At 72.6% G+C, this 15797-nt stretch carries 12 protein-coding genes; 1 reads left to right on the forward strand and 11 read right to left on the reverse strand.

Annotated features, from left to right (window positions below; genetic code table 11):
• Nucleotides 1-40 precede the first annotated feature (40 nt).
• From AQJ67_RS50215 to glyA, 10 genes are all read right to left on the reverse strand, one after another.
• Nucleotides 41-175: a hypothetical protein gene (locus AQJ67_RS50215; protein ID WP_279616896.1), complete on the reverse strand. Its 135-nt coding sequence runs from the start codon at nt 173-175 to the stop codon at nt 41-43.
• A gap of 146 nt (nt 176-321) precedes the next feature.
• Nucleotides 322-2679, reverse strand: a complete 2358-nt coding sequence (locus tag AQJ67_RS46855) for a serine/threonine-protein kinase (RefSeq protein ID WP_244190530.1) — start codon at nt 2677-2679, stop codon at nt 322-324.
• Nucleotides 2680-2843: 164 nt separating this feature from the next.
• The gene (pntB, locus tag AQJ67_RS20160) at nt 2844-4298 is read right to left on the reverse strand and encodes a Re/Si-specific NAD(P)(+) transhydrogenase subunit beta (RefSeq protein ID WP_062720373.1); all 1455 of its coding nucleotides are present in this window, start codon (nt 4296-4298) and stop codon (nt 2844-2846) included.
• Between the two features lie 6 nt (nt 4299-4304).
• Entirely contained in the window at nt 4305-5885 is a 1581-nt protein-coding gene (locus AQJ67_RS20165) for a Re/Si-specific NAD(P)(+) transhydrogenase subunit alpha (RefSeq protein WP_062720374.1), read from the reverse strand.
• A gap of 107 nt (nt 5886-5992) precedes the next feature.
• Nucleotides 5993-6859: a formyltetrahydrofolate deformylase gene (gene purU / locus AQJ67_RS20170; protein ID WP_062720375.1), complete on the reverse strand. Its 867-nt coding sequence runs from the start codon at nt 6857-6859 to the stop codon at nt 5993-5995.
• Nucleotides 6859-7467 (reverse strand): sarcosine oxidase subunit gamma, encoded by a 609-nt coding sequence (locus AQJ67_RS20175; RefSeq protein ID WP_062720376.1) that lies wholly within the window; start codon nt 7465-7467, stop codon nt 6859-6861. Before AQJ67_RS20175 ends, purU begins: the two co-directional genes overlap by 1 nt.
• Nucleotides 7460-10261, reverse strand: coding sequence for a sarcosine oxidase subunit alpha family protein (locus AQJ67_RS20180; RefSeq protein ID WP_062720377.1), 2802 nt, complete (start codon nt 10259-10261; stop codon nt 7460-7462). The genes AQJ67_RS20175 and AQJ67_RS20180 overlap by 8 nt, the downstream gene beginning before the upstream one ends.
• Nucleotides 10258-10554: a sarcosine oxidase subunit delta gene (locus tag AQJ67_RS20185; RefSeq protein ID WP_062720378.1), complete on the reverse strand. Its 297-nt coding sequence runs from the start codon at nt 10552-10554 to the stop codon at nt 10258-10260. The genes AQJ67_RS20180 and AQJ67_RS20185 overlap by 4 nt, the downstream gene beginning before the upstream one ends.
• 10 nt (nt 10555-10564) lie before the next feature.
• Nucleotides 10565-11785: a sarcosine oxidase subunit beta family protein gene (locus AQJ67_RS20190; RefSeq protein ID WP_062720379.1), complete on the reverse strand. Its 1221-nt coding sequence runs from the start codon at nt 11783-11785 to the stop codon at nt 10565-10567.
• Nucleotides 11782-13095: a serine hydroxymethyltransferase gene (gene glyA, locus AQJ67_RS20195; protein ID WP_062720380.1), complete on the reverse strand. Its 1314-nt coding sequence runs from the start codon at nt 13093-13095 to the stop codon at nt 11782-11784. Before glyA ends, AQJ67_RS20190 begins: the two co-directional genes overlap by 4 nt.
• A gap of 96 nt (nt 13096-13191) precedes the next feature.
• Between glyA and AQJ67_RS20200 the strand changes: the two genes are divergently transcribed.
• Nucleotides 13192-13902: a GntR family transcriptional regulator gene (locus tag AQJ67_RS20200; RefSeq protein ID WP_079056058.1), complete on the forward strand. Its 711-nt coding sequence runs from the start codon at nt 13192-13194 to the stop codon at nt 13900-13902.
• Nucleotides 13903-13957: 55 nt separating this feature from the next.
• Here the strand turns inward: AQJ67_RS20200 and AQJ67_RS20205 are convergent, their stop codons facing one another.
• Nucleotides 13958-15772, reverse strand: a complete 1815-nt coding sequence (locus tag AQJ67_RS20205) for a helix-turn-helix domain-containing protein (protein ID WP_062720381.1) — start codon at nt 15770-15772, stop codon at nt 13958-13960.
• Nucleotides 15773-15797: the final 25 nt, after the last annotated feature.

The raw sequence follows: 15797 nt of genomic DNA on the forward strand, positions 1-15797 counted from the left end.
GACGCGGCCTCGGCGGCAGCCCCGCTCCCCGGCGTCCGCGTCAGTCCTCGGCCGGCATCACCCGGGTCACCTTGCCGTGGGTGTCGGCCTCCAAGTAGCCGGCACGGCTGTGGTCGTCGGTCAGGTAGACGGCCATACCGGCCGGGGTGTCGAAGATGTCGTCGGGCTGGCGCACCGTCAGGTAACGCAGTTCGGTGCACCAGATCCCTGGCCCGCCAGACCGTCCCCATCCCACGGCCGCCGAGGCGGGTCTCCAACTCGAAGCGCCCGTCGACGACTCGTCGCAAGGGGCCTCTGTCTGCCTCACTCATGGGCAGGCGCTTAATTGCCGCCGCCGACACCCTTCGTCCGTGGTGTGCCCTCGGCCGATGTGACCGCGATGGCGGTGGTGCGGCCGTCCGGAGCGATCCGGAGGACGGGGATCGCCTTGCCCTCGGGGGCGCCGTCGCTGCCGAGGCTGATCCAGCCGCTCGCGCCGGGCAGTGGCCCCTGGTTCCGCAGGCGGGACAGCGTCCGGTAGACGTCGGTGACGGTCGGGTTCGGTACGGCGGGGGTCTCACGGATCGCCCGGGCCGCGGTGAGCAGGGCGTCGTGCATCATGATGGCCCGGCCGTCCTCCAGGTCGCTGTGCGGGAAGGTGGCGTCGAACGTGCCATCCCGGAAGGGCGCGACGAGTTCCGGGGCGAAGGCGTCCGGCGTGACCTTCCACGCTCCGGGGTGGGCGAGACCGGTGTAGAGCAGGTCGAGCCCGCCCTTGCCGAGCGCGCGGGCCAGGTCGCGCGCGCCGAAGCCGTTGGTGTGCCGGACCATCATGGTGTCGTCGCCGGACATCACGGTGATCAGGTGGCTCCGGCAGGGGCGTGCGGCGAGGAACGTCAGCAGGTGCGGCAGCGTGGTGCCCCGCCCCGCGAAGTAGACGACGTCCGGCTTCACCTCGCACACGTCCCCGAGCGCGGCACGGAAGTCGGTCGGGCCGGGCCGTGAGGAGTCGAACAGGGCCGGTTCCGCGCGGACGAGGCGACGCGGCGGTATGCGGGCGCCGAACTGCTGGGCGAGGGTGCTGGTGTACTGGTCGCCGGGGGCGATGTCCTGCACGAAGAGGACGCGGGCGCGGGCGAGTGCACCGGTCGACAGATGGCGTACGGCGGCCGCGGCCTGGTCGGCGTTGGCGGGCGCGACCCGTGCCAGGCCCGGAACCGCGGCCCATGAGTCGGCGGTGAGGACCGAGCCGAAGGCGGGCAGGCCGCCGGCCGTCAGCTCCTCCACCATGTCCTGGCTGGCGGCGGTGCTGCCGCCGAGGCCGAGCGCCGCGACGATCCGCTGGGCGCGCCGGGCCGCGCGCACCTGCCCGACGGTGTGGTTGCGCTGTTGGGCGGTGCCTCCGGTCTGGCCGAAGAGCAGTCGGACCGCGGCGCCGCCGTCCGGGCCGGCCGGCTTCCGGTTGATCCTGAGCTGGGCGAAGTGGGCGCCTTCCAGATCGCGCCGTACCGCCTCCATCCCGGCGCTGCCGTCGAACTCCTCGGTGAGGGGCGTCAGATACACCATCGACACCCCCGGCCGGCCGCCGGACTCGGCCGCCGCCGCGGTGACACGCCGGTTCTCCGCGGCGATCCGCTCCAGCACGGGTGCGATGAGCCGGCTCGACGAGCGGCGCAGCAGACGGGGCGACGCGTCCGTGTCCAGCAGTCCGACACATCTGCGCATCCGGCCCTCGCCGATGGCGGTCAGTCCGTCGGCGCAGGGCAGGACCGCCGACGACGGGGACCGTGGCAGTTCGCCCGGCAGAAGCAGGGCCGCGACTGCGGCGAGCGCGACGATCGCTGTCCGGCCGGGCCGGCGGCGCCGTACTGGTGGGGTGCTGTCGGACTCGACGATGCCCTGCCCGGCGCGGGTCGCGAGGCGCAGTACCTCCTCCAGGCCCGGGCGCCGGGCCGGGTCCTTGGTCAGACAGCGGGCCACCAGGGCGCGTAGCTCGCCGGGGAGACCGGTGAGGTCCGGTTCCTGGTGGACGACGGCGAAGGCGACCGCGATCGGCTCCAGGCCCGCGGCGCCGGGGTCCTCGAACGGGCTGCGGCCGAGCGCCGCGTAGGCCAGTACGCCGCCGAGCGCGAACACGTCCGTCGCCGGGGAGACCGCCCGGGTCGCGGTCAGCTGTTCCGGCGCCATGAAGGCCGGGGTGCCCACCATGGCGCCGCTGCGGGTCAGCGCCCGGCTCTGGGTGACGGTGCGTGCGATGCCGAAGTCGATGACGCGTACGCCGTCGTCGGCGAGCAGGACGTTGGCGGGTTTCAGGTCCCGGTGCACGATGCCCTGCCGGTGGATGTCGCGCAGGGCCTCCGCCAACTGCCCGGCCAGGCGTACGACATCGGCGGTGGGCAGTGGGCCGCCTGAGCGCACCCGGGCGTCCAGTGCGTCGCCGACGACGTACTGCGTGGCCAGCCAGGGCGGGTCGCCGTCGGGGTCGGCGTCCACCACGGGCGCGGTGAAGGCGCCGCTCACTTTGCGGGCCGCGGCGACCTCGCGGCGGAACCGGGCCCGGAAGTGCGGCTCGTCGACGTACTCGGGCCGGATCACCTTCAGCGCGACCTGCCGCCCGCCGGCGCTGCGCGCCAGGTACACGACCCCCATACCGCCGGCGCCGAGGCGCCGTTCCACGGTGAACTCCCCGATCCGCCGCACCACGCCAACGTACCGGCGCCGACGGCCCCCGGATTCCCCCCTTTTCGATGTACGTCCGTGCTCGTCACACCTTCAGGTGAAGTGACGTGTATTCACCGGGCGGGACGGCCGAGTGGGCGTGCCGTCCGCCGGGGCGGTCCCGGCGGACGGTGCGGGAACACCGGTCAGCGGTTCGTTCCGACCATGGCCGGGACCGGTGCCGCGGTGGCGTCGAGGCTGCGCAGGATGTCCTCGACGCGTTGCTTGGCGTCGCCGAAGAGCATCTGGCTGTTCTCGCGGAAGAACAGCGGGTTCTGCACGCCCGCGTACCCGGTCGCCATGGAGCGTTTGAAGACGACGACCTGGGCGGCCTCCCACACGTGCAGGACCGGCATCCCGGCGATGGGGCTGGCCGGGTCCTCGGCGGCGGACGGGTTGACGGTGTCGTTGGCGCCGATGACCAGGACGACCGAGGTGGCGGCGAAGTCGTCGTTGATCTCGTCCATCTCCAGCACGAGGTCGTAGGGCACGTTGGCCTCGGCGAGCAGCACGTTCATGTGCCCGGGCAGCCGGCCGGCGACCGGGTGGATGCCGAAGCGCACGTCGACGCCGCGTTCACGCAGCTTGCGCGCCAACTCGGCGACGGGGTACTGGGCTTGGGCGACCGCCATGCCGTATCCCGGGGTGATGATCACCGAGGTGGCGTCCTGGAGGAGCTCGGCGGTCTCCGCCGCGCTGATCTCCCGGTGCTCCCCCTGGTCGGCTCCGTCGCTCGCCACCGCCGTCTCGCCGCCGAAGCCGCCCGCGATCACCGAGAGGAAGGAACGGTTCATCGCCTTGCACATGATGTACGACAGGTAGGCGCCGGAGGAGCCGACGAGCGCGCCGGTGACGATGAGCAGGTTGTTGGCGAGGAGGAAGCCGGAGGCGGCCGCCGCCCAGCCGGAGTAGCTGTTGAGCATCGAGACGACCACCGGCATGTCGCCGCCGCCGATGGAGGCGACCAGATGGGCGCCGAGGGCGAGTGCCACCACGGTGATCGCGATGAGCAGGCCCATGTGGGGGCGGGCGACGAACGCCGCGGTGAGGGCGACGAACGCGGCGAGCGCGCCCAGGTTGAGGACGTGCCTGCCGGGCAGCATGAGCGGCCGGGACTTGATCCGGGCCGACAGCTTCAGATAGGCGACGACGGAACCGGTGAAGGTGACGGCGCCGATGAACACGCCGACGAACACCTCGGCGTGGTGGATGCGCAGCAGCGAGCCGGTGATCTCCTGCCCGGTGTGGCCTCCGGCGTCGACGTCGAGGTAGCCGTTCCAGCCGACGAACGCGGCCGCGAGGCCGACGAGGCTGTGCATGATGGCGATCAGTTCCGGCATGCCGGTCATCTCGACGACCCGGGCACGCCACAGTCCGATGCCCGCGCCGACGGCCGTGGCGACGGCGATCAGCACCAGCCCGGTGACGCTGATGCTCCGCGAGGCGAGTGCGACGGTGGCGGCCAGGGCGATGACCATGCCGGCGATGCCCCAGACGACGCCCGAGCGGGAGGTCCGGTGCTGGGAGAGTCCGGCGAGGCTGAGGATGAACAGCAGCGCGGCGATGACGTATGCGGCCTCTGCGGCCGTGGCGGTGGTCATCCGGGATCAGCCCTTCGAGAACATGCCGAGCATGCGGCGGGTGACGGCGAATCCGCCGAAGACGTTGATGCTCGCCAGCAGGATCGCGGCGGACGACAGCACGGTCACCACGGTGTTCCCGTGCCCGATCTGCAGCAGCGCGCCGACCACGACGATCCCGGAGATCGCGTTGGTGACCGACATCAGCGGGGTGTGCAGCGCGTGGTGCACATGCCCGATGACGTAGAAGCCGATGACGATCGCCAGGACGAACACCGTGAAGTGGGCGATCAGTTGGGGCGGTGAGAAGGCGGTCACCAGGAAGAGCGCGAGCGCTCCGGCGCCGACGAGGGCGTACCCCGAGCGCGCCGAGCGGGCGGGCTTGGCCGCCGGGTCGGGTCCCGCGGCCGGTTCCGGTCCCTGGGCAGGGGCGGGGGCGGGCGCCGCGGACACCTGCACGGGTGGGGGCGGCCAGGTCTTCTCGCCGTCGCGGACCACGGTCATCGACCGCTGCACCACGTCCTCGAAGTCGAGGACCAGCCGGCCGTCCTTGCCCGGGGTGAGCAGCTTCATCAGGTTGACCAGGTTGGTGCCGTACAGCTGGGACGCCTGGGCGGGGAGCCGGCCGGGCAGGTCGGTGTAGCCGATGATCGTCACGTCGTTGTCGGTGACGACGGCCTTTCCGGCGACCGTTCCCTCGACGTTGCCACCCTGGGCGGCGGCCATGTCGACGATCACGCTGCCGGGTTTCATGCGCGCGACGTCCTGGGCGGTGATGAGCCTCGGTGCCGGTCTGCCGGGGACGAGCGCGGTGGTGACGATGATGTCGACGTCGGCCGCCTGCTCGGTGTACAGCCGCGCGGCGAGCCGGTTGTAGTCGTCCGAGGTGGCCTTGGCGTATCCGTCGCTGCTGACCTGCGACTCGGCCTGGTCGGGCCGCACCTGAAGGAACTCCGCGCCCAGGGAGCGCACTTGCTCGGCGACCTCGGGCCGGGGGTCGGTGGCGCGGACCACGGCGCCGAGGCTGTGGGCCGCGCCGATCGCCGCGAGTCCGGCCACTCCGGCGCCGGCCACGAGCACCTTGGCCGGCGGCACCTTGCCGGCGGCGGTGACCTGGCCGGTGAAGAAGCGGCCGAAGGCGTGCGCGGCCTCGACGACGGCCCGGTATCCGGCGATGTTCGCCATGGAGCTGAGGACGTCCAGGGACTGGGCGCGCGAGATCCGCGGTACGGCGTCCATGGCGAGCACGGTGATCGGCCGGCGTGCCAGTTCCTCGACCAGTTCCGGGTTGAGCGCGGGGCCGATGAGGGCGATCAGCGTCGTTCCGTCGCGCAGCCGGCCGGTCTCCTCGCTCGACGGGCCGTTGACCTTCAGCACGATCTCGGCCGGCCAGGGGTCGCCGAGCCGGGCGCCCGCCTCCTGGTAGGCCGCGTCCGAGAAGCGGGACAGTTCCCCCGCCCCCGGTTCCACGACCACGTGGTAGCCCAGCGCGACCAGCCGGGCCACGGTGGCAGGGGTCGCCGCCACCCTGGTCTCGCCCGCGGTGGACTCGGCGGGTATGCCGATCCGCTGGGCTTCCTGTTCCGGTTCCCGTTCCGATGGGGCCATCGTCTTCCTCTCCGATCGGTTCGCCTCCGCCGAAGGTCTGCCCCCTGTGGCCCTTCGGGAAGCCGCGTATCCGCCGCGATCAGAAAGGGCGGTCCGAGGCCCCGCCGCTACCGGAGGACCACCGTGCGCCTGCCCTGCACGAACACCCGGTCCTCGCAGTGCCATCGGACCGCCCGGGCCAGCGCGGCCGACTCCGCGTCACGGCCGATCGCGGCGAGGTCGTCGGGGGTGTGGCTGTGGTCGACGGCGATGACCTCCTGGGCGATGATCGGGCCTTCGTCGAGGTCGGCGGTGACGTAGTGGGCGGTCGCACCGACGAGTTTGACGCCGCGCTCGTGTGCCTGGTGGTAGGGCTTGGCCCCCTTGAAGCTCGGCAGGAACGAGTGGTGGATGTTGATCATCCGCCCGGCCAGCCGCCCGCACAGGTCGTCGGAGAGGACCTGCATGTAGCGCGCCAGGACGACCAGGTCGACGTCGAGGGAGTCGACGATCTCCATGAGCCGGGTCTCGGCCCGGGGTTTGGTCGCGGCGGTGACCGGCACGTGGAAGAAGGGGACGCCGTGCCAGGTGACCAGTTCCTCGTGGTCGCGGTGGTTGGAGACGACCGCGACCACGTCGATGGGCAGGTCGCCGCTGCGGGTGCGGAACAGCAGGTCGTTGAGGCAGTGGCCGTAGCGGGACACCATGACCAGCACCCGGCGCCGGGTGCTGACGGGTTCCAGTTGCCATCGCATCGCGAACGGGGCGGCCACGGCGGTGAAGTCGTCGCGCAGCGCCTGCGTGTCGTTCTCGCCGCCGGAGGCCGCGAAGTGCACCCGCATGAAGAAGTGGCCGTCGCGGCGGTCGCCGAACTGGTGGTTGTCGATGATGTCGCTGCCGTGGTCGAGCAGGAAGCGCGAGACGGCGTGGACGATACCGGGTGACTCGGGGCAGTCGAGGGTGAGGATGTGCTCGGTGTTCGGGGGCGTGCTCATCAGGGCACCTCCGGTCCGTGGTACTCGCTCATCGCGTCGACGAGCCAGCGCGCCAGGTGGTCGGCGAAGGAGGAGCGCGGGAACAGGCGGTACGTCGGGGTGTCGTCGACCTGCCAGAGCAGTACGGCGACGGGGCCCACCGTGGTCGACACGGCCCGGCCGGGGCCGAACGCCCGGGGGTGCAGGTCCAGCGGGCAGCCCTTCTCCAGGACCTGCCGGGCGGCCGGGCCGCTCAGCTCCAGCGTGGTGCGGTTCGCGGAGACGTCCACGACCGAGCCCGGGTCGCCGCCGAGGGCGTCCTTCAGCTCCGCGGTCACCTGGGATGCTTCGGCCCGGGACAGCACGAGCCACTCGTCCGGGCCCAGCCAGAGGGTCGTGTGGGGGCCGGCCGCGCCGGTGTGTCCGCACCGGCGCGGGAGCGGTGCGCCGAGGGCCTTCCCGATGCGGTCGGCCGTCTCGGACGCGGGGTCGACGCGCAGGTCGACCATGGTGAGGAACGGCCGCTCGACGAGCGTGACGCCGCGGGCGCCGGTGACCGCGGCGGCGCGCATCCGCTCTTCCAGGTGTGCCAACGGGCTCACTCGTCCGTCGATCGTCGGCTCAGCCATCGCGCTTGGTCCCTTCGGGGTCGTAGAGGACGAAGTCGGTCACCTCGACGGGCACGAGGGCCTCGCCCACCGGGGCGAGCAGGGTCTGGCCCTTCCTCGCCTGCCCGTCGGCGACGAGGGCGAGGGCGAAGGGGCGGCCGAGGGCCGGGCTGTGGTAGCTGGAGGTGACGTGGCCGAGCATCGGAACCGGCACCGTCGCCAGGTCGACGTCCGGGGCGACGAGTTGGGTGCCCTCGGGCAGCCGGGTCGTGCGGTCGCTCGGCAGCAGGCCGACCAGTTGCTTGCGGTCGGTGCGGGCGGTGTCGGCGCGGGAGAAGGACCGCTTGCCGATGAAGTCCTTCTGCTTGGACACCACCCAGGACATACCCGCGTCCTGCGGGGTGACGGTGCCGTCGGTGTCCTGGCCGACGATGATGTACCCCTTCTCGGCCCGCAGGACGTGCATCGTCTCGGTGCCGTACGGGGTGATGTCGTACGGCCGGCCGATCGCGTACACCTCCTCCCAGACCGTGCGGCCGTACCAGGCGGAGACGTTGATCTCGTAGGCGAGTTCGCCGGAGAAGGAGATCCGGCAGATCCGGGCCGGGATGCCGGAGGCCAGGGTGGTCTCGCGGAAGGCCATGAACGGGAAGGCCTCGGCGGACAGGTCGACGTCGGGGGCGAGGTGGGCGACGACCTCGCGCGACCTGGGTCCGACGACCGCGATCGTCGCCCACTGCTCGGTCACCGAGGTGCAGTGCACGTCGAGTTCGGGCCACTCGGTCTGCAGCCACTCCTCCAGCCAGTCCAGGACGCCCGCGGCGCCGCCGGTCGTGGTGGTCATGAAGTAGCGGTTGTCGTCGAGGCGCAGGGTCACGCCGTCGTCGAAGATCATGCCGTCGGGCTTGCACATCACGCCGTAGCGGGCCATGCCGGGCTTCAGCTTCTTGAAGGCGTTGGTGTAGATCCGGTTGAGGAACTCGCCCGCGTCCGCGCCCCAGATCTCGATCTTGCCGAGGGTGGAGGCGTCCATGAAGGCCACGCCCTCACGGGCCGCGCGGCACTCGCGGGCCACGGCGGCGTCCATGTCCTCGCCGGGCCGCGGGTAGTACCGGGGGCGCTTCCACTGGCCGACGTCCTCGAACTCGGCGCCCTGCTCGACATGCCAGCGGTGGATGGAGGTCGTGCGCTCCGGGTCGAACAGGTCGCCGCGCTCCCGGCCGGCGAGGGCGGCGAAGGCCACGGGGGCGTACGGCGCACGGTAGGCCGTGGTGCCGATCTCGCCCAGGGAACCGCCGAGGATCTCGGCGATCACGCCGATCGCGTTGACGCCGGACGTCTTGCCCTGGTCGTTCGCCGTGCCGAGCGAGGTATAGCGCTTGACGTGTTCGACTCCGCGCAGGCCGGCGCCGGTGGAGCGCAGTACGTCGGCGACGGTGACATCACGCTGCAGGTCGACGAAGTGGGTGTCCCAGGAGTCGCCGGGCACCAGCCACAGTGCCCGCACCGGCCCGTTCGCGCGCGGCTCCCCGTCGTAGGACGGCACGGGCACCGGGAACCCGGCCTCCGTCGCGGCCAGCGCCCCGGCCCGCGCCCCCTCGGCCGCGCAGCCGTCGAGGTCGTACGTCCCGCGCGCCGCGCCCACGACCTGCTGGTCCCGTACGACGCCGTCGGGCACGAACGCGACGAGTTCCTCGTCCCACCGCAGCCGTCCCTGCCGCTGGCTGTGCAGATGGACGACGGGGCTCCAGCCGCTGGAGACGGCGAGCAGGTCGCAGGCGAACGACTCGGTGGGGCCGTCCGCGTCGAGCGGCCGGACGGTGACCGCGGTGAGCCGGCCGTCGCCCGCGGTGTCGGTCACCGCGCTCCCGGTCAGCACCGGCACCCCGGTCGTGCGGGCGACCTCGGCGGCCCGCGGGGAGAGTTCGGGGCGTGCGTCGACGACGGCGGCGAGGTCGATCCCGGCGGTGTGCAGGGCGGCGACCGTGTCGTACGCGCTGTCGTTGGTCGTGCTCACCACGGCCCGTGAGCCGGGGGCCACGGCGTACCGTTCGAGGTAGGTGCGCACGGCACCGGCGAGCATCACGCCGGGCCGGTCGTTCCCGGCGAAGACCAGCGGGCGTTCATGGGCGCCGGTCGCCAGGATCACCTTGCGGGCGCGGATGTGCCACAGCCGCTGCCGGGAGACGCCGGCCGGGGCGTCCGCTCCGAGGTGGTCGGTGCGTCGTTGCAGCGCCAGCACGTAGTTGTCGTCGTACGACCCGAAGGCCGTGGTCCGGTGCAGTACGACGGTCTCCGGCGCGGCGTCGAGCACCGCGCGCAGTTCGGCGGCGCGTTCCCAGTCACCGGGTTCGGGCTGTTCGTCGACGAGGATCACCCGGGCGCCGGAGGCGGCGGCAGCGGCCGCGGCGGAGAGGCCCGCGGGCCCGGCGCCGACGACGAGGACGTCGGTGTGGGCGTACTTCTTGTCGTAGACGGCGGGGTCGGGGGTCGCGTCGAGCCGGCCCATCCCGGAGAGGGTGGTGGCGGACAGGCCGTCGTAGAGCTCCACGGTCGTGGCCGGGAGCATGCCCTCGGAGCACGAACCGTCGATCTGCACCAGGGCGTTGGGCTCCTCGACGCCCGCGGCGACGATGCCGCGCGGGCGGCCGCGGTAGAGCGACGGGGCGACCTCGACGACGCCGTTCGCCAGCATGGCGGAGGCGAGGGTGTCGCCGGGGTGTCCGGTCAGTTCCCGTCCGTCGACGGTGAACCGCAGCACGGTGGCGCGGTCGACGCGGCCGCCCCGCGGGAGCCGGAAGTGCTGGTCGGTCATCGGTTCCCTCCGGCCTGCGGCAGTTCGGGGCGTGGCTCGTCGAGCCGGTAGGAGGCGAGCACCTCGTGGGTGGCGGTGTCGCGCAGGACGTTGAACCAGCGGCGGCAGCCGATGCCGTGCATCCACCGTTCGGCGAAGGGGCCCTTGGGGTTGTCGCGGTAGAAGACGTACTCGGCCCACTGCTCGTCGGTGAGGTCCGCGGGCGTCTCGGGGTAGGGCACATGGGCCTGTCCGCCGTAGTGGTACTCGGTCTCGTCGCGAGGACCGCACCATGGGCAGGTGATCAGCAGCACGGTGTCCTCCTCAGTGGGCCACGGCGGCGGCGCCGTGTTCGTCGATCAACGCGCCCGTCCGGAAACGGTCGAGGGCGAAGGGGGCGTTCAGCGGATGCGGCGCACCCGTGGCGATGGTGTGCGCGAAGGTCCAGCCGGCGGCCGGGGTGGCCTTGAAACCGCCGGTCCCCCAGCCGCAGTTGACGTAGAGGTTCTCGACGGGGGTGGCCCCGATGATCGGGGAGGCGTCCGGGGTGACGTCGACGATGCCGCCCCAGGTCCGCAGAACATGGGCGCGGGCGAAGACCGGGAACAGCTCGACGGCGGCGGCCATCTGCTGCTCGATGACGTGGAAGGAGCCGCGCTGCCCGTAGCCGTTGTAGGAGTCGACGCCCGCGCCCATCACCAGTTCGCCCTTGTGGGCCTGGGAGACGTAGACGTGCACGTGGTTGGACATGACGACCGTCGGATGGACCGGCTCGTGCAGTTCGGAGACCAGCGCCTGCAGCGGGTGTGACTGCACCGGCAGCCGTACGCCCGCCCGCTCGGCGAGCACGCTGCTGTGCCCGGCGGCCGCGAGGCCGACCCGGCCGGCGTGGATGCGGCCGAGGTTGGTGTCGACGCCGACGACGCGGTCGCCGTCCTTGAGGAAGCCGGTGACCTCGCAGCCCTGGATCAGGTCGACGCCCAGCTCGTCGGCGCGGCGGGCCAGCGCCCAGGCGACGTGGTCGTGCTTGGCGATGCCGGCCCGGGGCTGGAAGGTGCCGCCGAGGACCGGGTAGCGGGTGCGGGGCGAGACGTTGAGGATGGGGCAGACCTTGGCGACCTCGTCCGGGTCGAGCCATTCGGCGTCGACTCCGTTGAGCTTGTTGGCGCCCACGCGGCGCATGCCCTCGCGCACGTCCTGCAGGGTGTGCGCGAGGTTGAGGACGCCGCGCTGGCTGAACAGGAAGTCGTAGTCCAGTTCCTCCGGGAGGCCCTCCCACAGCTTGAGCGCGTGTTCGTAGATGGCCGCGCTCTCGTCCCAGAGGTAGTTGGAGCGGATGATCGTGGTGTTGCGGGCCATGTTGCCGCCGGCCAGCCAGCCCTTCTCCAGGACGGCGACGTTGGTGATGCCGTGGTTCTTGGCGAGGTAGTAGGCGGTGGCGAGGCCGTGGCCGCCGGCGCCGACGATGACGACGTCGTACGAGGAGCGCGGCTCGGGGGTGCGCCAGAGGAAGTCCGGGTGTTCCGGCAGCGGTTCGGCGGTCATGCCGCGTCTCCGTTCAGGGGGGACAGGTGGGGGTAGAGCGGGAAGGCGGAGGCGAGTTTCTCGACCCGGCCGCGCAGTTCGTCGTCGGGCCGTTCGCCCTTCAGGGCCTCGGCGATGATGTCGGCGACCTCCCGGAACCCGGCCTCGCCGAAACCGCGGGTGGCCAGCGCCGGGGTCCCGATCCGCAGGCCGGAGGAGACCATCGGCGGACGCGGGTCGAACGGCACCGCGTTGCGGTTGACGGTGATGCCGATGCGGTGCAGCAGGTCCTCGGCCTGCTGTCCGTCGAGCGCGGAGTCGCGCAGGTCGACGAGGACGAGGTGTACCTCGGTGCCGCCGGTCAGCACGGTGATCCCGGCCTCGGCGACGTCGTCGGCCAGCAGCCGCCCGGCGAGGATGCGGGCGCCGTCCAGGGTGCGCTGCTGGCGCTCCCTGAACTCCTCCCCCGCCGCCACCTTGAAGGCGACCGCCTTCGCCGCGATGACATGCTCCAGCGGACCGCCCTGCTGGCCGGGGAAGACCGCCGAGTTGATCTTCTTGGCGAGGTCGGCGCGGCTGAGGATCACTCCGCCGCGGGGGCCGCCGAGGGTCTTGTGGGTGGTGGTCGTGACGACGTCGGCGTACGGCACCGGGTTCGGGTGGAGGCCCGCCGCGACCAGACCGGCGAAGTGCGCCATGTCCACCATCAGGTACGCGCCCACCGCGTCGGCGATCCGCCGGAACGCGGCGAAGTCGAGCCGTCGCGGGTAGGCCGACCAGCCGGCGACGATCATCTTCGGCCGGTGGGTGAGGGCGAGCTGTTCGACCTCGTCCATGTCGACGCGCAGGTCGGACTCGCGCACGTGGTACGGCACGACGTTGTACAGCTTGCCGCTGTAGTTGATGCGCATGCCGTGGGTGAGGTGGCCGCCGTGCGCGAGGTCGAGGCCGAGGATCGTGTCGCCGGGCTTGAGCAGCGCGAACATGGCGGCGGCGTTGGCCTGGGCGCCCGAGTGCGGCTGGACGTTCGCGGCCTCGGCGCCGAAGAGTTTTTTCACCCGGGCGATGGCCAACTGCTCGACGACGTCGACGTGTTCGCAGCCGCCGTAGTAGCGGCGGCCCGGGTAGCCCTCGGCGTACTTGTTGGTCAGCACCGAACCCTGGGCCTCCATGACGGCGGCCGGGGCGAAGTTCTCCGAGGCGATCATCTCCAGCGTGGACTGCTGGCGGTGCAGCTCGGCGGCCACCGCGGCGGCGACGTCCGGGTCGAGTTCGCTGAGCGGGAGGACGAGAGGGGAGGTGAGTGTGCTGGTCGACGGGCTGGTTGCCATGGGTGCACCATCCTGGGGGCCAACTAATGCGCAACTGATATATCAGACTCTGCGGTACGGTATGGGAGCTCGCCGGACAGGTCAAGGGGGCATTTCATGCAGCAGGTGGCGACCGCGCGCGGAGGCGGGGAACCGGGGCGCGGTGAACCGGGTGGCGGTGAACCGGGTGGCGAGGAGCTGTCCCTCGCCGAGCGCGCCTACCGCGCCATCCGCGACCGGCTCGTCATGCTCGACATCCGCCCCGGCGCGCCGATCAACGAGGAGCAGCTGGGCCAGTCCCTCGGCGTCGGACGCACGCCGGTGCGCGAGGCGCTCAAGCGGCTCCAGTACGAGCGGCTGATCACGACCTACCCCCGGCGCGGCACCTTCGCCACCGAGGTCAACATCACCGACCTGGCCCATATCTCCGAGGTGCGCCAGGAGTTGGAGCCCCTCGCGGCCGCCCAGGCCGCACGGCGCGCCACGGCCGCCGACCGGGCCACGCTCGCCGGCCTACGGCGGAAGCTGGAGGGCGTGGACCCCCGGCGGGACGACTCCACCGAGCTCATGCACCTGGACCTGCAGATCCACCGGGCCATCTACGCCGCCGCGCACAACCCGTATCTGGAGGACACGCTCGTCCGCCACGACAACCTGGCCACCCGCATCTGGTGCCTGTTCATCGACCGGCTGTCCGACATGGCCGGCCATGTCGGGGAGCACGGGCCGCTGATCGACGCGATCGTCGCCGGTGAGCCGGAGAAGGCGGCGCAGCTGGCCCGCAGCCATGTCGAGGACTTCGAGCAGGCGATCCGCGCGGCCATCTGACGCCGTACGGCACCGTGTTCGGCCGCGCCGTGCGATCCGGGTGCGCGGTGAGGTCTCAGTGGGCTGCGCCCCGCAGTTCCTCCCGGCCCAGGCGGGGCCTGCCCGCCAGCGTCGCCCACAGGTGCGGGGCGATGTCGTCCTCGGGCAGCTGGGCGATCATGTAGCGGACGCAGCGCTCGATCTTGACCCGCCACAGACGTGCCGCCTCGTTCCCGTCGGCGTCGCGCAGCGCGTCGAAGACGACGGCGTCCTCGTTGAGGATCGTGTCGAACGCCTGGCTGTAGTCCATGTCCAGGACGGCGACGAACATCCGCAGCCGGGCCGTGAGGCGTTCGAAGGTCTGCGCGGCCTGCGGGAGGTCGGCGGTGCGGGCGAGGGCGTCCTGGAACCGCAGGTCGACCTCGCGGATGCCCACGTGGTCCTTGGCTCGGGCGGCCGCGCGGACCTCCGCCAGCGCCGCCGACGCCGGAGCCAGGTGCTCGGGGCCCAGCATGGCGACGCGCCGGATGAGCAGCGCGCCGAGGCTGGCGCGCAGCGCGTAGAGGTCGAGGACGTCCTTGGCCGTGACGGCGGGGACGGCGGTCGCGCCGCCCGGGAGCAGATCGAGCATGCCCTCCTCGGCGAGCGTCCGCAGCCCGGCGCGGACGACCCGGCGGGAGAGCCCGAGGCGTGCCGCGAGCGGCGCCTCCCGGACCCGGTCGCCGGGTACGTGGCCCCCGGCGAGGACGGCTTCACGCAGTGCTCCGACAACGGGATCGGTGGTGACGGGGGCGCCGGGCGGGGCCTCGTCCTGGCTGGTCCCGGTGCCGGGGTCGTCGAGTGCGCGCCCGTCGACGCGGTGCGAGTCGTTGTCACGACCGCAGATGGCCGGGGTGTCGTACGACGGGCGCGGGGCGGCGACCCGGGTGAAGGGGGCCGCGGCGGAGGTCCAGGTGGTGGACCAGGTCAGCAGCGCGTCCCGGAGGCGGTGCGGGTCGGGTGCGGCCCCACGGGTGGCGTGCGTGTCCGCGGCGAGGAGGCGCCGTATCTCGTCCGTCCACTGCGCGGCGTCCGGGGCGTGGTGCAGGCGCAGCCGCGGCAGTCCCGCCCCGTCCGGGCTTTCGCACGCGACCGGCACGCCGTGCACCAGCAGGTGTACGGCCTCTCCCGGGCCGGCCGTCGACCTCACCTGCCGCAGGAACTCGCCCAGGTCGAGAGGGCCCTGCGTCCGCCCCTCGCCCCGCAGCCGTGCGAACGCGCAGGCCACGGCCAGCACCTGGGGTGCCTCCGGGTCGTGACCGAACAGGCGGCCCGTGCCGGTCGCCGCGCCGGCCCGGGCGGCGCGGCCCCGTCCGGTCCGGGCCGTCACCGCGAGCACGCACACCGGCGGGGCGATGAACAGGCCGACGACGTCCTCGGCGTGGTCCGGCAGCGACCAGGCCTGGCGGCGCGGCGGCGCCGTGGCGCGTGGTCCCGGCTGGACGCCGTAGGTGCGCCAGATCCGGTTCACCGTGCTCTGGCTCAGACCGGTCTCGGCCGCCATGGAACGCGTCGACCAGGCCTGTCTGGCGCCGGGCGGCGGGGTGAGGGTGCGCAGGAGAACGTGGGCGACGGTGTCGTCGTCGGCCGTGGGCGGCCGCCCGGGGCGGGGCCGCTCGTCCAGGCCGTCCAGCCGGTCGGCGAGGAAACGGGACCGCCAAGTGCCCACCATGTCGCGGGAGATGCCGAGGCGTGCGGCGACGGCGGTGCTGGTGGGCTCGTCGGCGCAGGCCAGCACGATCCGGGCGCGCAGGGCCCGGGCCTGTGCGCAGGTGCGGCTGCGGGTCCACGCGAGCAGCGTGGCCCGTTCTTCGTCGGTGAGCACGACGGTGGTGCGGGGGCGGCCGGCCATGGCGGGAACCGTAGCCGAATTTCTG

The organism is Streptomyces caeruleatus, from assembly GCF_001514235.1.
Taxonomy (GTDB): domain Bacteria; phylum Actinomycetota; class Actinomycetes; order Streptomycetales; family Streptomycetaceae; genus Streptomyces; species Streptomyces caeruleatus.